25 protein-coding genes are annotated in these 24,075 nt (G+C 60.2%); 9 read left to right on the top strand and 16 right to left on the bottom strand.

Translation table 11 applies throughout. The annotated features are described in order from the left end of the window. Positions 1-65 precede the first annotated feature (65 nt). The 4 genes from KBP52_RS19675 to abc-f all read right to left on the bottom strand — a co-directional run bounded on the left by KBP52_RS19675 (position 66) and on the right by abc-f (position 4,714). A protein-coding gene (locus KBP52_RS19675; protein WP_212620801.1) for an IS3 family transposase occupies positions 66-1,288 on the bottom strand; the annotation gives its coding sequence in 2 pieces (ribosomal slippage) (positions 66-937 and positions 937-1,288; 1,224 coding nt in all). Positions 1,289-1,394: 106 nt separating this feature from the next. Further along, a complete protein-coding gene (locus KBP52_RS19670) occupies positions 1,395-2,027 on the bottom strand; it encodes a LysE family transporter (RefSeq protein WP_137218505.1) in 633 nt (210 codons plus the stop codon). Between the two features lie 195 nt (positions 2,028-2,222). Beyond that, positions 2,223-2,804, bottom strand: coding sequence for a mechanosensitive ion channel family protein (locus KBP52_RS19665; protein ID WP_064116380.1), 582 nt, complete (start codon positions 2,802-2,804; stop codon positions 2,223-2,225). Then, complete coding sequence (gene abc-f, locus KBP52_RS19660) at positions 2,804-4,714, bottom strand: ribosomal protection-like ABC-F family protein (RefSeq protein ID WP_077574999.1); 1,911 nt, start codon at positions 4,712-4,714, stop codon at positions 2,804-2,806. The genes KBP52_RS19665 and abc-f overlap by 1 nt, the downstream gene beginning before the upstream one ends. A gap of 50 nt (positions 4,715-4,764) precedes the next feature. Between abc-f and KBP52_RS19655 the strand changes: the two genes are divergently transcribed. Further along, positions 4,765-5,226, top strand: a complete 462-nt coding sequence (locus KBP52_RS19655; RefSeq protein ID WP_212620800.1) for a TIGR02444 family protein — start codon at positions 4,765-4,767, stop codon at positions 5,224-5,226. On the opposite strand, the gene KBP52_RS19650 is transcribed toward KBP52_RS19655, so the two are convergent. Then, positions 5,223-6,488 (bottom strand): AlgP family protein, encoded by a 1,266-nt coding sequence (locus KBP52_RS19650; RefSeq protein WP_212620799.1) that lies wholly within the window; start codon positions 6,486-6,488, stop codon positions 5,223-5,225. The genes KBP52_RS19655 and KBP52_RS19650 overlap by 4 nt on opposite strands. Positions 6,489-6,680: 192 nt before the next feature. Here KBP52_RS19650 and KBP52_RS19645 point away from each other — a divergent pair, with 192 nt between their 5' ends. Continuing rightward, the gene (locus tag KBP52_RS19645) at positions 6,681-7,346 is read left to right on the top strand and encodes an FKBP-type peptidyl-prolyl cis-trans isomerase (protein WP_077575002.1); all 666 of its coding nucleotides are present in this window, start codon (positions 6,681-6,683) and stop codon (positions 7,344-7,346) included. Between the two features lie 58 nt (positions 7,347-7,404). Here the strand turns inward: KBP52_RS19645 and KBP52_RS19640 are convergent, their stop codons facing one another. The 7 genes from KBP52_RS19640 to KBP52_RS19610 all read right to left on the bottom strand — a co-directional run bounded on the left by KBP52_RS19640 (position 7,405) and on the right by KBP52_RS19610 (position 13,795). Continuing rightward, positions 7,405-7,863: an Rsd/AlgQ family anti-sigma factor gene (locus KBP52_RS19640; RefSeq protein WP_038359126.1), complete on the bottom strand. Its 459-nt coding sequence runs from the start codon at positions 7,861-7,863 to the stop codon at positions 7,405-7,407. 183 nt (positions 7,864-8,046) lie between these two features. Then, positions 8,047-8,598 carry a disulfide bond formation protein B gene (locus tag KBP52_RS19635; RefSeq protein ID WP_077575003.1) on the bottom strand — a complete coding sequence of 184 codons (552 nt, stop codon included), beginning with the start codon at positions 8,596-8,598 and terminating at the stop codon, positions 8,047-8,049. Between the two features lie 218 nt (positions 8,599-8,816). After that, positions 8,817-10,055: a heme biosynthesis protein HemY gene (locus KBP52_RS19630; RefSeq protein ID WP_212620798.1), complete on the bottom strand. Its 1,239-nt coding sequence runs from the start codon at positions 10,053-10,055 to the stop codon at positions 8,817-8,819. Continuing rightward, positions 10,052-11,194, bottom strand: a complete 1,143-nt coding sequence (locus tag KBP52_RS19625; RefSeq protein WP_212620797.1) for a uroporphyrinogen-III C-methyltransferase — start codon at positions 11,192-11,194, stop codon at positions 10,052-10,054. Before KBP52_RS19625 ends, KBP52_RS19630 begins: the two co-directional genes overlap by 4 nt. 16 nt (positions 11,195-11,210) lie before the next feature. Beyond that, positions 11,211-11,972 carry a uroporphyrinogen-III synthase gene (locus KBP52_RS19620; RefSeq protein WP_212620796.1) on the bottom strand — a complete coding sequence of 254 codons (762 nt, stop codon included), beginning with the start codon at positions 11,970-11,972 and terminating at the stop codon, positions 11,211-11,213. Further along, positions 11,969-12,910 (bottom strand): hydroxymethylbilane synthase, encoded by a 942-nt coding sequence (hemC, locus tag KBP52_RS19615; RefSeq protein WP_212620795.1) that lies wholly within the window; start codon positions 12,908-12,910, stop codon positions 11,969-11,971. Before hemC ends, KBP52_RS19620 begins: the two co-directional genes overlap by 4 nt. 138 nt (positions 12,911-13,048) lie before the next feature. Continuing rightward, the gene (locus KBP52_RS19610) at positions 13,049-13,795 is read right to left on the bottom strand and encodes a LytTR family DNA-binding domain-containing protein (protein WP_077575008.1); all 747 of its coding nucleotides are present in this window, start codon (positions 13,793-13,795) and stop codon (positions 13,049-13,051) included. Positions 13,796-14,266: 471 nt separating this feature from the next. Here KBP52_RS19610 and argH point away from each other — a divergent pair, with 471 nt between their 5' ends. Next, positions 14,267-15,661 carry an argininosuccinate lyase gene (gene argH / locus KBP52_RS19600; protein ID WP_077575009.1) on the top strand — a complete coding sequence of 465 codons (1,395 nt, stop codon included), beginning with the start codon at positions 14,267-14,269 and terminating at the stop codon, positions 15,659-15,661. A 107-nt stretch (positions 15,662-15,768) separates the two neighbouring features. Here the strand turns inward: argH and KBP52_RS19595 are convergent, their stop codons facing one another. Beyond that, positions 15,769-16,428: a glutathione S-transferase gene (locus tag KBP52_RS19595; RefSeq protein ID WP_212620794.1), complete on the bottom strand. Its 660-nt coding sequence runs from the start codon at positions 16,426-16,428 to the stop codon at positions 15,769-15,771. Between the two features lie 123 nt (positions 16,429-16,551). On the opposite strand from KBP52_RS19595, the gene KBP52_RS19590 reads away from it, so the two are divergent. The 3 genes from KBP52_RS19590 to KBP52_RS19580 all read left to right on the top strand — a co-directional run bounded on the left by KBP52_RS19590 (position 16,552) and on the right by KBP52_RS19580 (position 20,363). Next, positions 16,552-16,836 (top strand): hypothetical protein, encoded by a 285-nt coding sequence (locus tag KBP52_RS19590; RefSeq protein ID WP_122596690.1) that lies wholly within the window; start codon positions 16,552-16,554, stop codon positions 16,834-16,836. A gap of 254 nt (positions 16,837-17,090) precedes the next feature. Next, positions 17,091-17,336 (top strand): TIGR02647 family protein, encoded by a 246-nt coding sequence (locus KBP52_RS19585; RefSeq protein WP_008084565.1) that lies wholly within the window; start codon positions 17,091-17,093, stop codon positions 17,334-17,336. A 183-nt stretch (positions 17,337-17,519) separates the two neighbouring features. Beyond that, positions 17,520-20,363, top strand: a complete 2,844-nt coding sequence (locus KBP52_RS19580) for a class I adenylate cyclase (RefSeq protein ID WP_212620793.1) — start codon at positions 17,520-17,522, stop codon at positions 20,361-20,363. Between the two features lie 6 nt (positions 20,364-20,369). Here KBP52_RS19580 and rnk read toward each other — a convergent pair whose 3' ends face one another. The 3 genes from rnk to cyaY form a co-directional block, all read right to left on the bottom strand. Continuing rightward, positions 20,370-20,789: a nucleoside diphosphate kinase regulator gene (gene rnk, locus KBP52_RS19575; protein ID WP_016985881.1), complete on the bottom strand. Its 420-nt coding sequence runs from the start codon at positions 20,787-20,789 to the stop codon at positions 20,370-20,372. Between the two features lie 147 nt (positions 20,790-20,936). Further along, a complete protein-coding gene (locus tag KBP52_RS19570) occupies positions 20,937-21,158 on the bottom strand; it encodes a DUF1289 domain-containing protein (protein ID WP_137218495.1) in 222 nt (73 codons plus the stop codon). Positions 21,159-21,162: 4 nt separating this feature from the next. Next, entirely contained in the window at positions 21,163-21,495 is a 333-nt protein-coding gene (gene cyaY / locus KBP52_RS19565) for an iron donor protein CyaY (protein ID WP_077575013.1), read from the bottom strand. A 315-nt stretch (positions 21,496-21,810) separates the two neighbouring features. Here cyaY and KBP52_RS19560 point away from each other — a divergent pair, with 315 nt between their 5' ends. Genes KBP52_RS19560 through dapF form a run of 3 tightly spaced genes read left to right on the top strand, consistent with a single transcriptional unit; the run spans position 21,811 to position 24,075 of the window. Further along, complete coding sequence (locus KBP52_RS19560) at positions 21,811-21,984, top strand: lipoprotein (RefSeq protein ID WP_042561715.1); 174 nt, start codon at positions 21,811-21,813, stop codon at positions 21,982-21,984. A 9-nt stretch (positions 21,985-21,993) separates the two neighbouring features. Next, positions 21,994-23,241, top strand: coding sequence for a diaminopimelate decarboxylase (lysA, locus tag KBP52_RS19555; protein ID WP_212620792.1), 1,248 nt, complete (start codon positions 21,994-21,996; stop codon positions 23,239-23,241). 3 nt (positions 23,242-23,244) lie between these two features. Further along, a complete protein-coding gene (gene dapF / locus KBP52_RS19550) occupies positions 23,245-24,075 on the top strand; it encodes a diaminopimelate epimerase (RefSeq protein ID WP_064389522.1) in 831 nt (276 codons plus the stop codon).

Below are 24,075 nucleotides of genomic sequence, written 5' to 3'. Positions count from 1 at the left end.
GCGTGGGAATGCATCCCGGGACGCTCTGCGTCCCGTGTCTAGTCCTGAAATAGGTTTACACCTATTCACCCTAACGCCCGATGCACCGCATCGGGCGTTTTGTATTTTAAGGAAAGGTGCGGCCGCTCTTGGTTGTAGATCGTAATAGCCTCCCGCACCATCTGTTCAGCCTGTTCTAGATTTTCTGGCCTGTAGAGCAGCAGCTCTGTTTTCAGAATGCCGTTAACCCGCTCTGCGAGAGCGTTTTGGTAGCAATCGTAGCCATCGGTCATTGAGCAAGTGACGTCATGTTTGGCGTGCAGCTTCTGGTAAAGATCAGAGCAGTACTGTGCGCCTCGATCCGAGTGATGCACCAGTCGTTGCTTTGTTCGGCGCTCTTTTAGCGCCTTTCGGAAGGCTTGAGCCACGGATTTGGCGTGCAGGCTGTCATGTACGTGAAAGCCGACAATTTTTCTCGAGTAAGCATCTGTCACCAAACTCAAGTAAACAGATCCTTCTCGTGTGGGGATGTAGGTGATATCTGCTACCCAGACTTGTTCTGGGCCGGTCGCAATCACTTGATGCGGGCCAGGTTTCAGGAGGTTGGGATGGCAGCGAAAACGATGATGGCTGTCAGTCGTCTTGTGATAGGCCCGTTTTCTACGTACCAGTTGTCGATGATCGCGCAAAACATCGAATAGACGATCCCTTCCAACATGCAGTTCTTGTCTCTCGCGTTTGGCATGCATCATCGAATGTAACTTACGAGTACCGATGCAGGGCTGACGTAAGCGGATCTCATGCACAAACTTGATGAGCTTCTGGTCTTGCTCAAGCCTGGATCGGTAAGCCCGATCTCGCTTGTAATAGGCTTGGCGACTTATTCCCATAAACTGGCAAGCCCTGCTGACACTCAGGGTTTGGGTTTGCGCAACGACTTGCCTGGCCGCTTTTTTACAACGGATACGCCATAGTCATTCTTCAGAACATCGACCACGTCTTCAAAAAATTTGGCTTTCTGATTGGCCAGCGCCAATTGTTCTTCAAGCTCTTTGATTCTCTGCTCAGGCGTCAGCGGCAAAGTTGGCTCGTCCATCGGTCGAGTCCTCTGAGAGCGAATGGAGGCGCCTTGGCTCCAATCCTGCCGACCATGCTTGCGTAACCAAACCAGAACCGTCGACCGGCCTTGAATCCCATAGCGCCGTTGAGCCTCTTTATAACTCAACTCGCCTTTTTCGACCTGATCGACAACCGACAATTTAAAAGTCAGTGTGTAATCGCGCTGACTCCGCTTTTCGCCCGTCTCCATTGCACCCTCCTGATAAGAAGCCAGAAGGTGTAAACCTTATTTAGGACGAGGCACCGGCCACAAAAAAGGCGACCTGCAAAGGTCGCCTTTTTTGTGGCTGCAATGTTTACGCCGCCGCTTTACGCAACGTCGCCATAAACGCCGCCGCACCAATGAACAGCCCGGCAAATGTACGGTTCATGCGCTTCTGCTGCTGCGGTGTGCGCAACAGACGCAGCACCTTCGACGCCAGGCCGGTGTAGCCCGCCATCACTATCAGGTCGACGCAGACCATGGTCACACCGATCACCACATACTGAATCAGCAACGGTGCATGCGGGTTGATGAACTGCGGCAGCACCGCCAGCATGAACACCAGGGCCTTGGGGTTGCTGATGTTCACCAGAAAGCCACGGAACACCAGCGCCAGTGGCTTGCCGATCGGCCGTATCGCAGCGTCATCGCTCATGTCCATGGGCAGCGCGCGCCATTGCTTGATGGCCAGATACACCAGATAAGCCACACCAAACCACTTGATCGCGTGGAAGGCCGTGGCCGAAGCGGTCAGGATCGCGCCGACACCGGCGCCGACAATCGCAATCTGCACCGCCAGACCGATTTGCAGGCCAAGGGCGTTCCAGTAACCGCGCCAGAAACCGTATTGCAGACCGCTGGACATCGACGCAATGGCGCCAGCACCCGGGGACAGACTGATCACCCAGCAGGCGGCAAAAAATGCCAGCCATGTTTGAAGCTCCATCGCACACCTCGACTCATGCTCGTGACAAATGCCTAAGCTAATGCGGGTTTGAATGGATGACTACCGATTTTTTGCTGAATGTTGCGGGTGCTGCTGAGGGCCCCTTCGCGAGCAAGCTCGCTCCCACAGGGGGAATGCATTCCAAATGTGGGAGCGAGCCTGCTCGCGAAGGCGTCAGAACAGACGCCGCAGAATCTACTTCTCGAACCCGCTCGACGGAAACACATCAGTCCCGCGCCAACGCCGCACCGAGCGCTGGAAGAACAGACTGTTGGGCACTTGCACCATGGCGCTGCCAGTCCCCAGCTCTTCAGCCTCGATCAACGTGGTGTAAAGCAGATTGATCGCCACCACCCGGCCTTTTACGCCGGGCTTGTCAGTGGTGTCCACCAGCTCAACGATATCGCCCAGCCGAAACGGCCCGACCGTGAAGATCAGAATCGCGCAGAGCAAATTCGACAGCACGCTCCACATCGCAAAGAACGCCACCGCCGCCACCGCAACGAACCCCGACAGCGCCGTCCACAGCACCGTGGCCGAGACACCGAGACGTTCCAGTACGAAGATCAGCGCACTGCCCATGATCAGCCAGCGCAACACGCCACGCAGCGGCATCAGCAGTTGCGGCGGGAACGGATAGCGCTCACCCAACCGGGTCAGGCCTTTGGCAACGAAGCGCTGGGTAAGGTAGCCGGCCAGCAGGATCAGCAGAATCTGCACCGCAAACCAGATCGGCTCGATCCACTCCGCCGGCAGCGGCAGCTTGAACGCTTCCATCAGGACAGCGCCTCCAGCTCCGCTTGCATGCTTTCCAGCGTCTCGAGGGCTTCCATCCACGCCTCTTCCAGTTCGCCTTCGCGAACCTTCAGCTTGGCCTGTTCGGCGAGCAGATCACGCAACTCGTTCTTGCGCGCCGGCTCGTAGATGTCGCTGTCGCCGAGGCTGGCATCGACCTTGGCGAGTTTCTCGTGGAGCTTGCCCAGTTCGGCTTCGAGCTTGTCGGCTTCACGCTTGTGCGGGGCCAGTTGCTGACGCAACGCAGCCGCCGCCTGACGCTGAGCCTTCTTGTCGGTCTTGTCCGGGTTCACCGGCGTATTGCTGACCGGGGCATTGCGCTGACGGTATTCCACCAGCCAGCGGGCGTAGTCTTCGAGGTCGCCATCGAACTCTTCGACCTTGCCGTCAGCGACCAGATAGAAGTTGTCGGTGGTGCTCTTGAGCAAGTGCCGATCGTGAGACACCACCAGCACCGCGCCGCTGAATTCCTGCAGCGCCATGGTCAGCGCCAGGCGCATTTCCAGATCGAGGTGGTTGGTCGGTTCGTCGAGCAGCAACAGGTTCGGGCGCTCCCAGGCGATCAGCGCCAAAGCCAGACGCGCTTTTTCGCCACCGGAGAAATTCAGTACTGGCTCGTCGATGCGTGCACCCCGGAAGTCGAAACCACCGAGGAAATCACGCAGGGTCTGCTCGCGCTCGGTCGGCGCCAGACGCTGCATGTGCAACAACGGGCTGGCCTTGGAATCCAGCGAATCGAGCTGATGCTGAGCGAAGTAGCCGACCACGGTGTTCTCGCCACGGGTCAGGCGCCCGGCGATCGGTGACAATTCGCCGGCGAGGTTCTTGATCAGGGTCGATTTACCCGCGCCGTTCGGCCCGAGCAGGCCAATCCGCGCCCCCGGGGTCAGTTGCAGCTTGACCTTCTCGAGGATGGTTTTGTCGCCGTAACCCAGGCTGGCATCGGACAGGTCGATCAGCGGGCTGGAGATCTTGGTCGACTCGCGGAAGACGAAATCGAACGGCGAATCAACGTGGGCCGCCGACAGCTCTTCCATCCGCTCCAGGGCTTTGATCCGGCTCTGCGCCTGACGGGCCTTGGTCGCTTGCGCCTTGAAGCGCGCGATGTAGCTCTCCATGTGCGCACGTTGCGCCTGCTGCTTCTCGTAGGCCTGTTGCTGCTGGGCCAGACGTTCGGCACGGGCGCGTTCGAATGCGCTATAGCCGCCGCGATACAGGGTGATTTTGCGCTGATCGACGTGGGCGACGTGATCGACGACTTCGTCGAGGAAATCGCGGTCGTGGGAAATCAGCAGCAAGGTGCCCGGGTAGCTTTTCAGCCACTCTTCGAGCCAGATGATTGCGTCGAGATCCAGGTGGTTGGTCGGCTCGTCGAGCAACAACAGATCCGACGGGCACATCAATGCCTGCGCCAGATTCAGACGCATCCGCCAGCCACCGGAAAAATCGCCTACCTGACGATCCATCTGCTCGTTGGTGAAACCGAGACCGGCGAGCAACTTGCGCGCTCGCGCATCAGCGGTGTAACCGTCGGCGCTGTCGAGTTCCGAGTGCAGACGGGCCTGAGCGGCACCGTCGTGCGCCGCTTCGGCGGCGGCGAGGTCACGTTGCACCTCGCGTAGACGCAGGTCGCCATCGAGCACATAGTCGACGGCAAGGCGTTCGAGCGTCTCGATTTCCTGGCGCATGTGGGCGATGCGCCAGTCAGCCGGCAGGAAGCAATCCCCCGAGTCCGGGTGCAGCTCCCCCCGGATCAAGGCGAACAGGCTCGATTTGCCGGCGCCGTTGGCACCGATGAGGCCGGCTTTGTGGCCGGCGTGCAGGGTCAGCTCGGCGTCTTCTAGCAGACGTTGCGGGCCACGCTGTAAAGTCAGGTTCTGAAGTCGGATCATAATGGCGGCGGAGTCTACCAGCTTCGCTCACAACTGGCGCGAGTAGCACGATGTCCTCTGACCTGTGGAGCTTTTCCCTTGCCACCTACGCCCGACCGGGCGTGGAAGACGCCTGCCTGCAACTGCAAACGGCGGGCGCGAATGTATGCCTTCTGCTGTGCGGTTTATGGCTGGAGCAGCGCGCAGTGACCTGTGATCAACAACGCGTACGACTGCTTCAGGCGCTGACCGAGCCTTGGGATGTCGAGGTGGTGCAGCCGCTGCGAACCCTGCGTATGCAATGGAAAGCGCGGGCGGTGGATGACGCGGTGTTGAAAGGCATGCGCGAGCAGATCAAATCACTCGAGCTGGAAGCTGAGCGAGCGTTGCTGTCACGGCTTGAGGGTGTGGCGCAGGAGTGGACGCGAAACGATGCAGGTTCAATAACCTGGCTTGAGGGATTGGCCGGCGCGGCGGCCAGCCCGAACCGCGACGCGCTGCAAGTGCTGCGCATCGCGGCAACCGGCGCTTAGGAAGCGCTGGTCGGGTTGTTGCTGGTGCTCGACACAGCGGCTGGCGATGGCGCAGTCGATGGCGTCGAGGTAGTTGCGGCTGGAGCAGGTGCCGATGGCGCAGCCGACGCTGCCGGTGCGGCAGGCTTAGCGGCAGGCGCGGTAGCCGGTTTAGCGGTAGCTGGTTTAGCGGCAGCTGGCTTTTTAACGGCTGGTTTTGCAGCGGGCTTGGCGGCTGGTTTTGCAGCAACAGGCTTGGCAACAGTCGCTGGTTTTGCAGCAACAGGCTTGGCAACAGTCGCTGGTTTTGCAGCAACAGGCTTGGCAACAGTCGCTGGTTTGGCAGCAGTGGCCGGTTTAGCGGCTGGCTTGGCTGCCGGTTTGGCGGCGGCATTCACGGCTGGTTTGGCAGCAACTTTTGCTGGTGCTTTTGCAGCAGGTTTAGCGGCAGTCTTGGCAGCTGGTTTTGCAGTAGCAGTTTTAGCGGCAGGTTTTGCGGCAGCTTTGGCAGCAGGTTTAGCGGCCGGTTTAGCAGCGGCGGTTTTCGCTGGAGCAGCTTTTGCTGCAGCTGGTTTGGCGGCTGGTTTAGCAGCGGCGGCACGGGTAGCCGGCTTGGCAGCGGCAGTACGCGCAGCAGGTTTTGCCGCCGTGGTTTTAGCCGCTGGTTTTGCAGCGCTCGCTGCAGCCGGTTTTTTCACTGCAGGTTTTGCCGCAGCTTTGGCAGCTGGTTTTGCAGCGGCTTTCACCGGTGCTTTTGCAGCAGGCGCGGTAGTTTTAGCAGCAGTTTTTGCCGCAGGCTTGGCCGCTGCGGTTTTCGCTGGAGCTTTTGCAGCAGCCGGTTTGGCAGCTGCTTTCTTCGCCGGTGCCGCTGCCGGTTTGGCTGCACGCGAGGACAACACTTTACCCACGGCTTCTTGAACGCGACCAACACCTTGGGCCAGTTTCAGGCTTTCCTGGGCATCGCGTTTGAGTTGCAGAATGTAGCTGCGGGTGTCGGACTGACGATCCTTCAAGGCATCGAGCAGGTCTTCCAGTTCTTTCACTGCGCCCTTGGCTTTGGTCTGTGCCTTGGCTTTGCCGGCGGCAGCTGCGTCCTGCAATTTGGTGCGGGACTTGTGCAGTTTTTCTTGCGCCTTGCCGCGTTGCTTTTCCAGTTTGGCGAGCAGTTTTTCAGCATCAGCCAAGGCTTGGGAGCAAGCGTTTTCCAGATGCTCGAGCAAGCTGCCCGAGAGTTGTTGGAGTAAGTGCAACGGAGTATTTACAGGCTTCTTGGTGGCCGACATGGTTTACCTCCTGGCTGACGTGAGTGCGGCTCATACTAGACCTCTGCAGTTACCGCCGCTAGGGCATCTTGACAGTATCGATTGCGTTGCGTTGCACCGAATCGAAAATGTTCTGCGCGAAGGCAAAAGCAGTTCACCGTTGCAGACGTTCGCGCTGGCATAATCCACCGCATCTCAGGACGGAGTGTGCCCATGTCGCGCTACTTTTTTTTATCCCTCTGGATGGTTTTTTCGGCCGCTCACGCTGACGAAAAAACCACCGCGAATGACGCTCACGATCTGGCCTACAGCCTCGGTGCCAGCCTTGGTGAACGGCTGCGTCAGGAAGTCCCGCAATTGCAGATTCAGGCGCTGGTCGATGGCTTGCAGCAAGCCTATCAAGGCAAGCCGCTGGCATTGAGCGAGGCCCGCATCGAACAGATTCTGGCCGATCATGAAGCGCAAAATGCCGAGCACTCTGCACAGCCTTCAAGTGATGCGGCGATGGAAAACGAGCAGCGTTTTCTCACCGCAGAAAAAGCCAAACCGGGCGTGAAGGAACTGGCCGACGGCATCCTGCTCACCGAACTGACACCGGGCACTGGCACCAAGGCCGGACCTGACGGAAAAGTGCAGGTGCTGTATGTCGGTCGACTACCCGACGGCACCGTGTTCGATCAGAACACTCAGCCACAATGGTTCAATCTCGACAGCGTGATTGCCGGCTGGCGCACCGCGCTGCAGAACATGCCGGTGGGTGCGAAATGGCGCTTGGTGATTCCATCGGATCAAGCTTATGGCGCCGACGGTGCCGGCGACCTGATCGCCCCGTTCACACCATTGGTGTTCGAAGTGGAATTGCGCGGCGCGACGAGTTGAGCAGGCAATAAAAAACGGTGCGCTTGGGGCGCACCGTTTTTTTTGATCAGGGTTCGGATCAGGCCTGAACCGGATCTTCTTCCTTGTGTGCTGTGTGCAGCACTTCAATCAGGCAGTCTTCGAGTTCGAAGCGCTCGTGCAGCAGGCCACCGAGTTCCTTGAACTTCTCGGCTACGCACTTGCCTTCATCGCAAAGATCGTTGAAGGCGAGCAGCTTCTCGGTGATGACGTCGATGCGCGGATAGATCGTCTCGGCAAGTTCGAGGCCGCGCTTGTCGTTGAACGCTTTGGCTTCGCCAGTCAGCTGTTCGTAGATTTCGAAGTGCCCGGCCGAGACGTAATCGACCAGCACGCCGCAGAACTCCTGCAAGGGCTTGCGGCTCTCGGCCAGCGACTCCGGCTGCGCACCGAGTTTATCGTAGGCACCGATCAGCTCTTCACGCTCTTGCAACCAGCGGTCGATCAGCAGATGAACTCCACCCCAACGTTCCTGAGCATTCTGACAACTTTCGAGCATGGCGATCTCTCTTCCCTTGTGGGTCATGCTGCTCTACACCCGCGCCCCTCTTTTGATTTTGGCTTGGGGGACGGCCGGGCAGAGCGTCATCGAGCAACATAAATCCAATGACACGTGCGGGCCAGATTATGCCCGCACGCCTATGGCTTCAAGGTACGCAGGAGATAAAGTTCATACAAGTGTTTAATCCCGCAGCAGCGCCGGGTGCGACGCTTCGCCGCTGAGCGGGCGTTGCAGAGCACTCCAGACCAGCCGCAACATCTGATACACCGCGAGAATCGAGACGGCGACAAAGAACAACAGGCTCCACTCCGGGATGCTCAGGTCGAACAGGGTCCAGGAAATTTCCGCACAATCGGCACCGCCGCTAAACATACTTTGCAGCGCACAGATCCACGGCAGACCACTGAACAATGCCTCGGGGGCTGGCGAGCAATTGAGCAGATGCAGCAGCGGATCACTCTGGATCAGCACCTGCCGCCAGGCAGCCGTAGTGCCACCAAGGCTCGCGCCCAGCGTCATCAGCCAGTAGAACCACAAACCGACACGCATGGGGCCGTGCACCGCCGCCACACCGCTGGATACGCACAGCAGCGTAAGGAACAGGCGCTGCACCAGACACAGGCTGCATGGGATCAGACCGACAGCATATTCAAGATAATAGGAAGCTCCCAGAGCAAAGGCCCCCGCAGTGAAAGCCATGAAGAACAAGGAGCGTGAGCAGGCCAACGACATGGCTTTTCCGTACCAATAGAGACAGACGGTTACGGTAGAGGAAAGCGTGTCAGCCTTTCAAGGCAAGGCCCTGCCGACAGTTCACCAGAGGTGTAGGGAAAACCCGACAGGTTCGAGAGGAATAGATGTAACCCGCTGTAGGAATTTGCCCTGGACACTCACCGAAGTTGAAATTCCAGCCACAAAAGACACGCGAGGGAGCGAACTCCCCCACCACTTCAGACGTGAGCAGGAACCGGCAACGGCGCGGCCAGCAGGCGTTCGTCGAGCAGACCGAGGCCTTCCTGAAACAACTGATTGCTGCGTTCGGTATCGCCCAACTGTGCGAGCAGACGCGCCAGCTCCGCACAGGCTTCCGGATTGCGCTGCACACGCAGGCTGCTTTCCAGATAATCCCGCGCCTTGCCCCACAGACTGGTTTGCAGACACAGCCGGCCGAGGGTCAACAGCAAGCTCGGATCGCTCGGATGATCTTTCAGCCAGCCTTCGGCGGTTTGCAACTGACGGGCCGGATCGCTGCCGCGCACCAGACCGTAGAGGCGGGCCAGATGGCTGTCGTACTTGCGCTTGAGGGCAGTGCGCAGCACTTCTTCCGCTTCGACCTGAGCGCCCAACTGACGCAACTGTTCGGCGTACGCCAACACCAGCGGCGGCTCTAGCCGCTGCGCCGAGGTGAGTTGCTGCCAGGCGCGCGTGAGCGACTGCAGACCAACTGTCCCGTCCTCTTCACGCTGGGCGGCCAGCGAAAGGTTCTCACCCCAGGCGCGGCGTTCAAGTTCAGCCAGTTCGGCGGGTGGCAGGACTTTGTCCTTGCGCAACTCCGGCAGCAAGCGAATCACCGCCGACCATTCGCCGCGCTGCTGATACAAGCGCTGCAACTGCCGCAGTGTCTGCGCATTGCGGGGATGGCGATCATGCATCGCTTGCAGGGTCACCAAGGCACCGTCGGTATCGCCACGGTCGGTCTGCAACTGCGCATGGCTCAGAGCGATTGCCAATTCCGCTTGCGGCTGACGCTCCAGTGCGCGCTCCAGCAAACGATCACACTCTTCGTAATTGCCTTGCTCATTGGCCGCGCGGGCAGCGCCGAGGTAATACAGCAATGGCTGACGCTCGGCCTCAGCCGCTCGATAAAGATGACGCTGAGCGCTGGCCCAGCGACCTTCGGCCAGATCCAGTTGGCCGTGCTCGATCGCCACTTGCACGCGGCGACTGCGGTTGCGGCGTGACCATGGGTTGACCACACCACTGGAGGTCATGACCAATTCAACCAGCGCCTTGATCCCCCAGATCAGCAGCCACAACACTGCGATCACCGCCAGTGTCGCCCACAGGCTCGACTCGTAGCGGAAGCTCTTGTAGGCCACCAGCACGTAACCGGAATGCTCGGCGATCGCCAGCCCCAGCGCCGCCGTCGCCGCGATTACCAGAAACACGATCACATACAGGCGTTTCATGGCGTGGTCTCCTGCGCGGTGTTGGCGGCAGGTTTGGCGAAGGGTTTCACCGACTCTTCGGCATTTACATTGCGTCGCTCAAGATAGGCTTGCACCGCGCTCAGCGTACCGGCGAGATCCGGGGTCGTGACCGTAACCGGCTCCTTGCTCAACTCGCCGACCTGTTCGAGCATCACTTTGCTTTGCGGATTGTCCGGGTTGAAATTGCCCTTGAGCACATCACGCGCTTCGGCCAGTGCCTGGGTGTAGACCGGCGCCTGCCCGTTGAGCGCAGCCCACTGCGCCTGCTCCAGCGCCAGGCTCAGGGCCAGACGTACTTGGCTCAGACTCTGTCCGGCCAGCAGCGGCCGCACATTCTTGTCGGCATTGAAATCGATACGGATGTAACGCGAGACCTTATCCCACCACTGCGCCCAACGACTGGCGCCGTCACCGTCGGCGGTCAGGCCCAGCAGCGATTCGCCGCGATCCTTGTACTCCGGCGCCAGCTCGGTGAGGTCGATGACCTGATCACGCAATGCGCCGAGGCGCAGGAACAGACCGGTGCGATCCGGTTGCGCCGTGCTGCGCAGCGCCACCAGGGTTTTCGCCACTTGCTCGCGAGCGGCGAAGGAACCGGGATCGTTTTGCTCACGAAGAATTTCGTCCGCGCCCTGCACCAGCGCCTGAGCGCTGCTGATGTCCTGCAACGCCGAAAGACGCAGGCTGGCCAGACGCAGCAAGTGCTCGGCCTCGGCCAGACGCCAGTCCTTGCGGCTGGCGCCGAGGACGGTTTCCAGACGTTGATTGAGGCGTTGTTGATCACCCTGAATCTGCGTCACCAGTCGTTGGCGCTCGGCAAGTTCGTCAGCACCCGGCAACTGCGCGAGACGCTCGGTCAGACGCTGCTCATTAAGTTTCAGGCTCTGCGCCTGATCGTTCAAAGCCTGCACTTCACCGGACTGTTGCTGAGTATTGGTCTGCAGGTGACGGACCTGCCAGACACCCCAGCCACCGATCGCGACGCCGGCAGCGCCGAGCAACAGGGCGACGATGGCCAGTCCATTGCCTCGGCGCGGCTCTGTGGCCGGCGGTGGAGTTTCAACCTGGGTTTCAATCACAGGCTGGACGTCATCTTTTGGCAAGGCTGTTTCGCTCACGTATCCATCCTTTGCATTAGAAAACGGGTTCGGGATGCTCCCGTAACGCCGTCAGCAAAGCCGCGGCACTCGCACCGCGGCAATCCACAACTGTTTGAGCCCCGGCGGCACGTGCCAGCTCGGCGACCCTTGGGCTTGGTACAAACAACGGCAACGGCGCGATTGTCGGCCAGGCATCGCCGGCCATTTGGCGCAGGTGCTCGAAACCCTGTCCACTGCTGACCACCAGCCCGTTCAAGCGTTCCGCTGCGATCCGCCGTGGCAGCTCATCCGGGGCATAGGCTGGCAAGTCGCGTCGATACAATTCCAGATACTCGACACTAGCACCTAGCTCGCGCAGGCGCTCGGCGAGTAGTTCGCGCCCGCCCTCACCGCGCAGGATCAATACCTGCGCGCCGGGCTGACTGACTGCCTCACGCAGACGCGGTAATTGCAGTAACGCTTCGCTGTCATCGCCGTCAGCCGGAAAGCTGACGTCGAGGCCGTGATCGTGAAGAATCTGCGCAGTCGCGGCTCCAACACTGAACCAAGGCATCGTCAGCGACGACGAGCCGTCTAGCAGATCCACTGCAATACGTGCCGCCGGTTTGCTGACCACAATCACCGCGTTGCAACGCGGCAACTGCGCGATCGCCCGACGAATTTTGTCAGAGACCGGCAGCGGGACAATGTCCAGAAGCGGCAAACAGCTACTGAAAACCCCCTGCACGGCCAACGTCTGCGCCAGCGCCGTGCAGTCTTCCGCAGGGCGCGTCAGCAGCAGGCGCCAGCCAGTCACTCGTGACCTGCCTCGCCATAGACTGCTTTGAGAATGTCATCCGCACCCTGGCGCAGCAGGTCTTCGGCAACTTGCACACCCAGCGCTTCGGCCTCGGCGCGCGGTGCCCGGGCTTCGGCGCTGAGCAGTTTGCCACCGCTCGGCTCACCGACCAGGCCGCGCAGCCACAACTGCTCGCCTTCGAGCACGGCGTAGCAGGCGATCGGCACTTGGCAGCCGCCATTCAAATGTTTGTTGAGGGCACGTTCTGCGGTCACACGCGAAGTGGTATCGGCGTGATGCAGCGGTGCGAGCAAGGCGTGGATTTCAGTGTCGGCGCTGCGGCATTCGATGCCGACCGCGCCCTGGCCACCGGCCGGCAGGCTGTCATCGACACTGATCGCGGAGGTGATGCGGTCTTCGAAACCAAGACGGATCAGACCGGCCGCCGCGAGGATGATTGCGTCGTACTCGCCGGCATCGAGCTTGGCCAGGCGCGTGTTGACGTTGCCACGCAGGAAGCGGATTTTCAGGTCCGGGCGGCGAGTCAGCAATTGCGCCTGACGACGCAGGCTCGAGGTGCCGACGATCGCGCCGGCAGGCAACGCATCGAGGCTGGCATAGGTATTGGAAACGAAGGCATCACGCGGATCTTCGCGCTCGCAAATGCAGAACAGACCGAGGCCTTCAGGGAAATCCATCGGCACGTCTTTCATCGAGTGGACGGCGATGTCGGCTTCGTTTTCCAGCAGCGCGGTTTCCAGTTCTTTGACGAACAGGCCCTTGCCGCCGATTTTCGACAGGGGCGAATCGAGCAGCTTGTCGCCGCGACTGACCATGGGCACCAGCGTCACCAGCAAACCCGGATGGGCCGCTTGCAGACGGGCTTTGACGTATTCGGCCTGCCAGAGGGCCAGCGCACTTTTACGGGTGGCGATGCGGATTTCGCGAGAGGACATGGATCAATCCGTACTGAATAGATACGGCGGATAATAACAGCTCAGCCAAATCCACTTTGACTTGAATCAGAGTCGGCGCGGCCTCCCTGGCCTGCAGTGCCCGGTAATAAGGAGCTGGAGCCACCCGGAATGACCGGGTTACAAGCCCTGCATCATTTTGCGCACACCGGCTACATGCCGACGGCTGACGATCAGCGCATCACCATTGAGACCTTTGAGGAACAGCTGGAAATGCCCCAGCGGCGTGCGCTGCAGACGTTCGATACGCTCACGGGCGACCAGCGCGTTGCGATGGATACGCACGAAGCGCTCGCCGAATTCGTCCTCGAGAGCTTTGAGTGGTTCGTCCAGCAGCACCTCGCCCGCCTCGTGACGCAACGTCACGTATTTGTGGTCGGCGATAAAGTAGACCACCTGATCCAGCGGGATCAGTTCAATGCCTTTGCGGGTGCGGGCGCTGATATGGCTGCGCGGGCCGGAGCCACTCTCGGCAGCGGGACGGGTCAGGGCCGAGAGTTGCGCCCGATTGGGACGTTCAGCCCGTTTCAGGGCGTCATGCAGATGTTCGGTTCGCACAGGTTTCACCACATAGCCCACGGCGCTGGCCTGCAGGGCTTCCACGGCAAATTCATCGGGGCTGGTGCAAAACACCACGGCCGGCGGCGTTTCGCGTTCGCACAGACGGGCAGCAACCTGCAGGCCATCCAGGCCCGGCATACGAATATCGAGCAGCACGATATCCGGCTTGTGGCTGTCGATCAGTGCCAACGCCTCTTCGCCATTCGTGGCGCTGGGCTCCAGAACTGTGTAGCCCTCGAGCTCGCTCACCATTCGGCTGAGGCGCTCGCGAGCAAGTGGTTCGTCATCAACGATCAGGACATTCATATTGCGCTGGATTCCTGCGTGAGTCTCGCACAAGGATAGCGTAGACAGGTGAAGTGACGTCCGTCACCGCGATCCACGCTAAGACTAGCCCGAGCGCCAAAAAGTGCCGTACGTCGGCCAGCAATATTTGCCAGTGTCCGGGTCGTACTGCTCAAAGCCCGCTGTTTCTGCGTTTTTCACGGGGATTGTCGAAGGACAATTACACCCATCCCCTCTTCTTATAGTCGGCGGCCAGATCTTTGCCCGATCCAAGTCTCACCGACCCTTATGTCCAACTGTAGACGCTTGCCGGGCCGATATTGCTCAATCGAAAAATATCGTTGCGCAAAACCTCCGGGGCCAGCGTCAACTATGGCGCACACAATGAGAAAAAAACGTATCGACCAGTGTCAGCGACAGGATTGGCAACCCTGTTATTATCCGCGCCAGCGTTTCACGCCTTTTTTTCTTCAAGCCGATACGAGCGAATTCATGAGCACTGACAAGACCAATCAGTCCTGGGGCGGCCGCTTCAGTGAACCCGTCGACGCCTTCGTCGCCCGCTTCACCGCCTCCGTCACTTTCGACCAGCGCCTGTATCGCCACGACATCATGGGCTCGATCGCCCACGCCACCATGCTGGCCAAGGTCGGCGTGCTGACCGATGCCGAGCGCGACAGCATCATCGATGGCCTGAAGACCATTCAGGGCGAAATCGAGGCCGGTCAGTTCGACTGGCGCATCGACCTCGAAGACGTGCACATGAACATCGAAGCACGCCTGACCGATCGCATCGGCGTCACCGGCAAAAAGCTGCACACCGGACGCAGCCGTAACGACCAGGTCGCGACCGACATCCGCTTGTGGCTGCGTGACGAAATCGACCTGATCCTCGCCGAGATCACCCGCCTGCAAAAAGGCCTGCTGGAGCAAGCCGAGCGCGAAGCGGCGAGCATCATGCCCGGCTTCACTCACTTGCAGACCGCGCAGCCGGTGACCTTCGGGCACCACATGCTGGCCTGGTTCGAAATGCTCAGCCGCGATTACGAGCGTCTGGTCGACTGCCGCAAGCGCACCAACCGCATGCCACTGGGTAGCGCCGCGCTGGCTGGCACCACCTACCCGATCGACCGTGAATACACCGCGCAACTGCTGGGTTTCGACGCCGTCGGCGGCAACTCGCTGGATAACGTGTCCGATCGTGACTTCGCCATCGAATTCTGCTCGGCCGCGAGCATCGCGATGATGCACTTGTCGCGCTTCTCCGAAGAGCTGGTGTTGTGGACCAGCGCGCAATTCCAGTTCATCGATCTGCCGGACCGCTTCTGCACCGGCAGCTCGATCATGCCGCAAAAGAAAAACCCCGACGTACCGGAACTGGTGCGGGGCAAGACCGGCCGCGTATTCGGTGCACTGATGGGCCTGCTGACCTTGATGAAGGGCCAACCGCTGGCCTACAACAAAGACAACCAGGAAGACAAAGAGCCGCTGTTCGACGCCGCCGACACCCTGCGCGACTCGCTGCGGGCCTTTGCCGACATGATCCCGGCGATCAAACCGAAGCACGCGATCATGCGTGAAGCGGCGCTGCGTGGTTTCTCCACCGCGACCGATCTGGCGGATTATCTGGTGCGCCGTGGCCTGCCGTTCCGTGATTGCCACGAGATCGTTGGCCATGCCGTGAAATACGGTGTCGACACTGGCAAGGATCTGGCCGAGATGAGCCTGGAAGAATTGCGCCAGTTCAGCGATCAGATCGAGCAGGACGTGTTTGCCGTGCTGACCCTGGAAGGCTCGGTGAATGCCCGTGACCATATCGGCGGCACTGCGCCGGCGCAGGTCAAGGCTGCTGTGGTACGCGGTCAGACGCTGATCGCTAGCCGCTAAAAGCCAAAAGCCAAAAGCTTCGCGAGCAGGCTCACTCCTACATTGGAATGCGTTCCCCTGTAGGAGTGAGCCTGCTCGCGATAGCTGCTTTCAACGCACCACAAACCTCACTTCTTGGCAGCGATCATTGCCAAAAACGCAGGCATCGCCGCGTCCTTGTCCGCCGCAATCTTCTGCACATGCGGATTCTGCTCCAGCCGTTCCAGCAGCGCCTTCGCCTGTGGCAACTCCGCCAGCAAATCAATCCCGAACAGCTTCTGCCCGACCGCACAGGCCAGCGGCACGCTGTAGAGGAAATACAAATCGGCAATGCTCAGACTGTCGCCCGCCACGTACGGGGCGAATTTGCCGTGCCGGCCCAGCGCCGCAAAACCCAGCAGCAATTCGGTCTTGGTCTTTTCCTTGATCGCGTCCGGCAGGGTCATGCCGAAGAACGCTTCGCCATAGCAGGCGCGTCCCGGCAGCTCGATGTACAGCTCGATTTCCTTGGCAATCGCCAGCACCTGCGCGCGCTCGAACGGATCGCTCGGCAACAGCGGTGTGCCTTTCTGGGTTTGTTCGAGGTATTCGAGGATGATCGCGGTTTCGTTGATAAAGCCGGCGTCCACACCGAGCACCGGGACTTTGCCGCGCGGGCTGATGGCCAGTGATTCAGGGGTAGGCGTCGGGTAGAACGTGACCTCTTCGAACGGCAGGCCTTTTTCCAGCAGCGCCAGCTTGACCATGTTGTAGTAGTTGCTGACTGAGAATCCGTAGAGCTTGAACATCACATAGCCTCCAGGCCGTGCGGGGTGGGCAGGGCCTGTTTATAGATCGTGCAAGCGAATCGCGCCAGCAGCATCACCCCGCTGAATGCGGGTAAACTGGCGCCTTTCCATGAGGAGCCTGCCATGAGCGAGCCGACAGACATCGACAACGACGAAGAAGAGTTCACCGAGGCTACGTTGATCGAAGCCATCGAGAACCAGATCGAAAGCGACAACCCGCCAGCGGCCAAAGCGACTTTCAACAAGCTGACACTGGTCGGAACTGAGCGTGAAGAGATCCTCAACCTGATGGCGCATGTACTGGCCTACGAGATTGACGCGATGCTTGATGAAGACCGCGCATTTGATACTGAATGGTACGAAGCGGCGCTGCGCGCCTTGCCGGAACTGCCACCGGAAAAGCAGTAACCCCGATCCTGTAGGAGTGAGCCTGCTCGCGATAGCGTTCTGTCAGTGAAGAATATGCTGACAGGCACTCCGCTAATCGCGAGCAGGCTCACTCCTACAATGTTTGTAACGTATCCATCCAGCCAACTCCCCGGCCCCGACTACACTGGAATCCGCCTCAAGACAAAATCCCTGATCTGAGCACTGGACATGCCGCAAAAGCGGGTTCACCTTAGGGACGCTGTCGTCCAATTCCTAGAAAGTCTGGAGTCCTTATGTCGCTTACCCCTGAGTTGGTTGCCGAACTGGAAGTCCTCGCACTCTTTCCCCTGGACAGTTCCCAGGAAGGTTTGAAAATTCATCAGACCGCTGCCCCGAAACATATTTCTGCCGCCAAACGCCTCTTTGAAAAAGATCTGACCGATCAGCCCGATGGCGGGTATCTGACCAGCCTCGGTCGCGATGCCGCACAAAATGTGCAAACCGTGCTGACCATTCTGAGAGAGCAAGAAACCGCCTGATCCCCCCTGACTTTGCCCACGGGAACTCCTGCCACGGGATTTCCGCGGGCCTGCCCGGTCGCCCGCGATAGAAATCTGACGTCAAAAAACAAATTCAGCTTAAAAGTCCCGCTGCGCTAAGGCTAAACTGCCTGACATTCCGAGACCCTCTACATCCGAGCCTTCGAGCCGGTTTGAGCTGACATGACGCGCACCCACGAAATCCGCCCCGACCTGGACGAAGGCATCGACCGCAAGGTCCTCAACCAGCTGCGCGCGCGTTTTCTCAAACTCAATGAAGGTCGCCTCGGCCGCGCCCTCGAAGGCCTGTCGACACGTCAACAGAGCGTGTTGACGTTGTTGCCGCTGTTCTTTCATGTCAACCATCCGCTGCTGCCGGGTTATGTCTCGGGCAGTACACCGGCCGGCCTGTCGAATTACGAGCCGGATGCCAACACCCTCGCCGAAGCCCAGCGCCTGACCCGTTCGTTCTCCTACAAGCCGCGCCACGGCAGTAATCCACCGCGCCCGATTCATGGCCTGTTCCTGATGGGCAGCCTCGGCACGCTGGCGCAGGCCGATCAGAGCGACATGGACGTGTGGGTCTGCCACGCGCCGGATCTGAGCGAAAGCGAACTCGCCGAGCTCAGCAAGAAATGTCAGTTGCTGGAAGCCTGGGCCGCGAGTCAGGGCGCCGAGGCGCATTTTTTCCTGATCGACCCGGTGCGCTTCGTCAAAGGCGAACGCGACACCCAGCTCAGCTCGGAAAACTGCGGGTCCACGCAACACTATCTGCTACTCGACGAGTTCTACCGCACCGCGATCTGGCTGGCCGGACGCACGCCGATCTGGTGGCTGGTGCCGGTTTACGAAGAAACCGCCTACGACCTTTACACCCACACCCTGCTGTCCAAGCGCTTTATCCGCGCCGACGAAACCCTCGACCTTGGCCATCTGGCGACGATTCCGCCGGGCGAGTTCATTGGTGCCGGATTGTGGCAGTTGTTCAAAGGCATCGAGTCGCCCTACAAGTCGGTACTGAAACTGCTGCTGACCGAGGTCTACGCCAGCGAACACCCGCAAGTGCAATGCCTGAGCCTGCGCTTCAAGAAAGCCGTGTTCGCCAACCAGCTGGATCTGGATGAACTGGATCCGTACATGGTGGTGTACCGGCGTATCGAGGAATACCTCACCGCGCGTAACGAGCCGGAGCGGCTGGAACTGGTGCGCCGCGCGCTGTACCTGAAGGTCAACCGCAAGCTCACCGGCAACAGCCGCACCCAGAGCTGGCAACGCACGTTGCTGGAACGGCTTGCCAGCGAGTGGCATTGGGATCAGCGACAACTGACCCTGCTGGATAGCCGCAGCCAGTGGAAAGTCCGTCAGGTCAGCGCCGAGCGCCGCGCGCTGGTCAATGAGCTGAACTACAGCTATCGCTTCCTCACCCAGTTTGCCCGCACCGAGCAGACCGTCAGCCTGATCAACAAGCGTGACCTCAATGTGCTCGGCCGCCGGCTCTATGCCGCCTTCGAACGCAAGGCCGACAAGGTCGAGTTCATCAACCCCGGCATCGCCCCGGATCTGGCCGAAGACACCCTGACGCTGGTGCAGTCGCGTAACAAAAAGGAACCGGGACAAACCCAGTGGGGCCTGTACAACGGCAGCCTCACGGCGCTGGAGTGGGAACACTTCGCGCCGATCAAGCGCAGCCGCGAATTGCTTGAATTGCTGACCTGGTGCCACCGCAACGGCGTGATCGACAGCAGCACGCGTCTGGCCCTGCATCCCGGCACCAGCGACCTGAGCGAGTTCGAACTGTTCAACCTGCTCGGCAGCCTGCAACAGTGCATCGCCCTGCCCTTGCCCACCGTCGCGGAAGAACCGTTGCTGCGCGCCGCGGTGCCGAGCGAAGTGCTGATTCTGGTCAACGTCGGCGTCGACCCGCTCAAGCATCACCGCGACCTCAATATCCTGATGACCACCGAGCGTACCGACTCGCTGAGTTACGCCGGGGTACGCGAAAACCTCGTGCTGACGCTGGATCAGGTCACGCTCAATAGCTGGAACGAAGTACTGGTCAGCCGCTTCGACGGCCCGCATGCCCTGCTCGATTGCCTGCGCGACTACCTTAACAATCTGCCGCGCGGGGCCTTGCAGCCGTCGTTGAAGGTGCGTTGCTTCTGCCACAACCGCGCGCAGTTCATTGCCCGCCGGGTAGAAGAAATCATCGACACCGCGCAGAACCTGCTGCTCAGCGAGTTGAATCACCGCTATCTGATTCAGGTGCAGCAGCATTACCACGTACTGGAATTGGTGCCGGGCCAGGTCAACCACGTCGCCCTCGCCACCCTGCCGGCCCTGCTCGATTATCTTGGCGAGGAACAGCCGCGCTACAGCCCGCTGCATCTGGACCCGATGGCGTTGGAGGAGCACGACCTCGCATTGATCCTGCCGATGGGTCAGCCGGAATGCATCCAGGTGTTCTACCGGATCACCGAGCAGCAGGCCGAGCTGTATGTGCTGGATGAGTTCAATGCGCTGTGGCAGCAACATTTGCCCTATCACGACGAGCAGAGTCTGCTGGTACCGCTGCAGCGTTTCTTGCAGTCGATTCTGTTCCGTCGCGAAGCCGTGCTGTCGATGGACGCCGGCCCCGATGCCCGTCTCGAAACTTTGTATTACCAGTTATTGCCTTCGGGTCCGGGGCGCGCGCGCCGGGTCGAAGCGCGGCCGGCACCGCAGACGCCAGTGAACAAGCCGTTCTACGACGTACAGGCGATCGTCGGCAAAGCCGCACCGGGCGAAGTGCAGGTCACCCTGTATTGCAATCAACGGGAATTCAGCGAACTGGAACATGGCGACCAGCTGTTCAGCGTGGTCGCCCGGGAGATCGTCGAGCAGCGCCGCGAGAGCGAACGCTATCGTTGCTACATCACCGACCTCGACCTTTCGGGCCTGCTCGGTGACGGGCAGAGTTCAAGCAATCTGTATCTGCGCTACAAGGCTGACCTGGAGCGCGCCCTGAACGAGGCACTCGAACAGGTCTGAGGCGGGTTACTCGGGAAACGCGCCACCGTTGGCCGGTTGCGATTCGACTTCCAGCAAAGTCAGTTTGAGGGTCTTGCCACCGGGTGCCGGCCAGTCAATGTGCTGACCGACCTTCAGGCCCAGCAACGCGCTGCCGACCGGGGCCAGGATCGAGATCTTGCCTTCATCGGCGTTGGCATCCTTCGGATAGACCAGCGTCAGGTGGTAATCCTTGCCACTGCCTTCTTCGCGGCAATGCACACGGGAATTCATCGTCACGACATCGGCGGGCACTTCATCGTGGCCGACCACGGTATCGGCGCGGTCCAGCTCGGTTTGCAGCGCAATCACGCCCGGCGCAGCCTGGTCTTTATCGTTCAGGCTGTCGATCAAGCGCTCCAGACGTTGCACGTCCAGACGGGTAAGGGTGATGGAAGGTGCGGTCATGATCCGGGCAGACTCCTTTCTTCTGCACACAAAAAAAGCAAAACCCCGCCAAAAAAGACGGGGTTTTCACCAGGCCTCGATGGGTTGAGGCGTGTTCGGACACTATCACAGCTCAAAAAATATACAAGTCACCCACCCGGCCAGCCCCTACGTTGAGGAATTGCGGCGGTCTGCGGCTTGGGCACAGATGACCCGGCGGCGTTGATCGTCCGCCGAACGCCATTCGCGAATGTCTTCGACATGGCGGAAGCAGCCGAGGCAGACCTTTTGCTCATCTAGCCGACACACGCCACTGCATGGCGAAGGCACGGCCGGGCTGATGTTGCTGTAAAGCGGCTTCGGTGGACGAACAGGAGCGGTGTCGGTCACGGAATCACAGACCTTCGAAGTCGAATTCAGCGCCAGCCTGTTGCTTGACGATGCGCTCGAGCATTTCGCCCAGTTGCTCTTCGCTCTTGTCGCACATCCAGCGCTCGCTTTCTTCGTCGTAGTCGAAGTGGAAACCACCGGACACCGCCGCCAGCCACAGCTGACGCAGCGGCTCCTGGCGGCTGAAGATCAGCTGCGAGCCGTTTTCGAACTTGACGGTAAGCACACCGGCCGAGCTCTCCAGGTCGATATCCAGATCACTTTCGTCAAAGATGTCTTCCAGTTTTTCCTGGGTTTCATCGACCAGATCGTGAAAACGGGCTTCGGACAAACTCATTGCGGCAACCTCAAAAAATGTCTGATCAGGCACAAGCGCCGAAAGATACGGACGCTGCCGGCCGATTGCAAAGATTAACGACCAAGCACCTGCCGGCCCAGCAACACCGAACCCTGTGGGAGCGAGCCTGCTCGCGAATGACCGGCACATTCAACATTATTGTTGCCTGACACACCGCAATCGCGAGCAGGCTCGCTCCCACAAGGATCCAGGTGTATCCAGAGAGCCCCGCCGGACGGGAACCCCATCGCATAGGCAAGCCGCCGGGTGGCCGGTATACTCCGGCGCAATTAACGCATTTTCAAGGATTTCGCCATGAAGCGCCTGATCTCTTCCCTTGCTGCGCTCGTCGCGGTTGCCTGCCTTGTTTCGGCCTGCGGTCAAAAAGGCCCGCTGTACCTGCCCGATGATGATCAGGACCCGGCCGAGCAAGCCCAGTCTTCGCAAAAGCAGCCTGCTTCGAAAGCACACAAGCACGACGTTTACTAAGGGATCGCCATGGACGCTTTTAACTACCGTGGCGGGGAGCTGTTCGCGGAAGGGGTGGCGCTGTCAGCCATCGCCGACCGTTTCGGCACGCCCACCTATGTTTACTCGCGCGCACACATCGAAGCCCAGTATCTGGCTTACGCCGATGCACTGGCCGGCGTGCCGCACCTGGTCTGCTTTGCCGTCAAAGCGAACTCCAACCTCGGCGTACTGAATGTCCTGGCCCGCCTCGGCGCCGGTTTCGACATCGTTTCCCGTGGCGAGCTGGAACGCGTTCTCGCCGCTGGTGGCAGCCCGGACAAGATCGTCTTCTCCGGTGTCGGCAAGACCCGTGACGACATGCGTCGCGCCCTCGAAGTCGGCGTGCACTGCTTCAACGTCGAATCCACCGACGAGTTGGAACGCCTGCAAGTGGTCGCCGCCGAGCTGGGCGTTCGTGCACCGGTATCGCTGCGGGTTAACCCGGACGTCGATGCCGGCACCCACCCGTACATTTCCACCGGTCTCAAAGAGAACAAGTTCGGCATCGCCATTGCCGACGCCGAAGACGTGTACGTGCGTGCCGCGCATCTGCCGAACCTGGAAGTAGTTGGCGTCGACTGCCACATCGGTTCGCAACTGACCACGCTGCCACCGTTCCTCGACGCGCTCGACCGCCTTCTGGATCTGGTCGACCGTCTCGGCGATTGCGGCATTCACCTGCGCCACATCGATCTCGGTGGTGGTTTGGGCGTGCGTTATCGCGATGAAGAGCCGCCATTGGCCGCCGACTACATCAAAGCCGTGCGCGAGCGTCTCAACGGTCGTGATCTGGCGCTGGTGTTCGAGCCAGGCCGTTTCATCGTTGCCAACGCCGGCGTGCTGCTGACTCAGATCGAGTACCTCAAGCACACCGAACACAAGGATTTCGCCATCGTCGACGCGGCGATGAACGACCTGATCCGCCCGGCGCTGTATCAGGCGTGGATGGACGTTACCGCGGTCAAACCGCGTGACACCGCTGCGCGCAAATACGACATCGTTGGCCCGATCTGCGAAACCGGTGACTTCCTCGCCAAGGATCGTAAACTGGCGCTGGAAGAAGGCGACCTGCTGGCCGTGCATTCGGCCGGTGCCTACGGTTTTGTGATGAGCTCCAACTACAACACCCGTGGCCGTGCCGCTGAAGTGTTGGTAGACGGTGATCAGGTTTTTGAAGTGCGCCGCCGCGAAACCGTGGCTGAGCTGTTTGCCGGCGAAAGCCTGCTGCCGGAGTAACCCATGCTGCTGCGTTTTACTAAAATGCACGGCTTGGGCAATGACTTCATGGTTCTCGACCTGGTCAGCCAGCACGCGCATATTCAGCCAAAGCACGCCAAGCAATGGGGCGACCGCCACACCGGCATCGGTTTCGACCAGTTGCTGATCGTTGAGGCGCCGAGCAACCCGGACGTGGATTTCCGTTATCGGATCTTCAATTCCGATGGCTCGGAAGTCGAGCAATGCGGCAACGGCGCGCGCTGCTTCGCCCGCTTCGTGCTCGACAAGCGTCTGACCGCGAAACGGCAGATCCGCGTCGAGACCAAGGGCGGCATCATCGAGCTGGACGTGCGTAACGACGGCCAGATCGGCGTAAACATGGGCGCCCCGCGTCTGGTGCCAGCGGATATTCCGTTCGACGCGCCAGCGCAAGCCATCAGCTATCAGCTGGAAGTCGACGGCACCACCGTCGAACTGGCCGCCGTGTCGATGGGCAACCCTCACGCAGTGCTGCGCGTGCAGGACATCAACAGCGCACCGGTGCATGAACTGGGGCCGAAAATCGAACACCATCCGCGCTTCCCGGCGCGAGTGAATGTCGGTTTTCTCCAGGTCATCGACCGCAACCGCGCGCAGCTGCGCGTGTGGGAACGTGGCGCCGGGGAAACCCAGGCCTGCGGCACCGGCGCGTGCGCAGCGGCTGTCGCTGCGATCAGCCAGGGGTGGATGGATTCGCCGCTATTGATCGACCTGCCCGGCGGGCGTCTGTCCATTGAATGGGCAGGCCCTGGCCAACCGGTGCTGATGACCGGTCCGGCAGTGCGTGTATACGAAGGACAAGTACGTCTTTGA

The organism is Pseudomonas sp. SCA2728.1_7, from assembly GCF_018138145.1.
GTDB classification, from domain to species: domain Bacteria; phylum Pseudomonadota; class Gammaproteobacteria; order Pseudomonadales; family Pseudomonadaceae; genus Aquipseudomonas; species Aquipseudomonas koreensis_A.
This window is presented reverse-complemented; position numbering and strand designations above follow the sequence as displayed.

What these genes read in the sequence shown, in the direction of transcription:
- KBP52_RS19670 (WP_137218505.1), bottom strand. Translation starts at nt 2,027, where the DNA reads ATGGAGCTTCAAACATGGCTGGCATTTTTTGCCGCCTGCTGGGTGATC.
- KBP52_RS19665 (WP_064116380.1), bottom strand. Translation starts at nt 2,804, where the DNA reads ATGGAAGCGTTCAAGCTGCCGCTGCCGGCGGAGTGGATCGAGCCGATC.
- abc-f (WP_077574999.1), bottom strand. Translation starts at nt 4,714, where the DNA reads ATGATCCGACTTCAGAACCTGACTTTACAGCGTGGCCCGCAACGTCTG.
- KBP52_RS19655 (WP_212620800.1), top strand. Translation starts at nt 4,765, where the DNA reads ATGTCCTCTGACCTGTGGAGCTTTTCCCTTGCCACCTACGCCCGACCG.
- KBP52_RS19650 (WP_212620799.1), bottom strand. Translation starts at nt 6,488, where the DNA reads ATGTCGGCCACCAAGAAGCCTGTAAATACTCCGTTGCACTTACTCCAA.
- KBP52_RS19645 (WP_077575002.1), top strand. Translation starts at nt 6,681, where the DNA reads ATGTCGCGCTACTTTTTTTTATCCCTCTGGATGGTTTTTTCGGCCGCT.
- KBP52_RS19640 (WP_038359126.1), bottom strand. Translation starts at nt 7,863, where the DNA reads ATGCTCGAAAGTTGTCAGAATGCTCAGGAACGTTGGGGTGGAGTTCAT.
- KBP52_RS19635 (WP_077575003.1), bottom strand. Translation starts at nt 8,598, where the DNA reads ATGTCGTTGGCCTGCTCACGCTCCTTGTTCTTCATGGCTTTCACTGCG.
- KBP52_RS19630 (WP_212620798.1), bottom strand. Translation starts at nt 10,055, where the DNA reads ATGAAACGCCTGTATGTGATCGTGTTTCTGGTAATCGCGGCGACGGCG.
- hemC (WP_212620795.1), bottom strand. Translation starts at nt 12,910, where the DNA reads ATGTCCTCTCGCGAAATCCGCATCGCCACCCGTAAAAGTGCGCTGGCC.
- KBP52_RS19610 (WP_077575008.1), bottom strand. Translation starts at nt 13,795, where the DNA reads ATGAATGTCCTGATCGTTGATGACGAACCACTTGCTCGCGAGCGCCTC.
- argH (WP_077575009.1), top strand. Translation starts at nt 14,267, where the DNA reads ATGAGCACTGACAAGACCAATCAGTCCTGGGGCGGCCGCTTCAGTGAA.
- KBP52_RS19595 (WP_212620794.1), bottom strand. Translation starts at nt 16,428, where the DNA reads ATGTTCAAGCTCTACGGATTCTCAGTCAGCAACTACTACAACATGGTC.
- KBP52_RS19590 (WP_122596690.1), top strand. Translation starts at nt 16,552, where the DNA reads ATGAGCGAGCCGACAGACATCGACAACGACGAAGAAGAGTTCACCGAG.
- KBP52_RS19585 (WP_008084565.1), top strand. Translation starts at nt 17,091, where the DNA reads ATGTCGCTTACCCCTGAGTTGGTTGCCGAACTGGAAGTCCTCGCACTC.
- KBP52_RS19580 (WP_212620793.1), top strand. Translation starts at nt 17,520, where the DNA reads ATGACGCGCACCCACGAAATCCGCCCCGACCTGGACGAAGGCATCGAC.
- rnk (WP_016985881.1), bottom strand. Translation starts at nt 20,789, where the DNA reads ATGACCGCACCTTCCATCACCCTTACCCGTCTGGACGTGCAACGTCTG.
- cyaY (WP_077575013.1), bottom strand. Translation starts at nt 21,495, where the DNA reads ATGAGTTTGTCCGAAGCCCGTTTTCACGATCTGGTCGATGAAACCCAG.
- KBP52_RS19560 (WP_042561715.1), top strand. Translation starts at nt 21,811, where the DNA reads ATGAAGCGCCTGATCTCTTCCCTTGCTGCGCTCGTCGCGGTTGCCTGC.
- lysA (WP_212620792.1), top strand. Translation starts at nt 21,994, where the DNA reads ATGGACGCTTTTAACTACCGTGGCGGGGAGCTGTTCGCGGAAGGGGTG.
- dapF (WP_064389522.1), top strand. Translation starts at nt 23,245, where the DNA reads ATGCTGCTGCGTTTTACTAAAATGCACGGCTTGGGCAATGACTTCATG.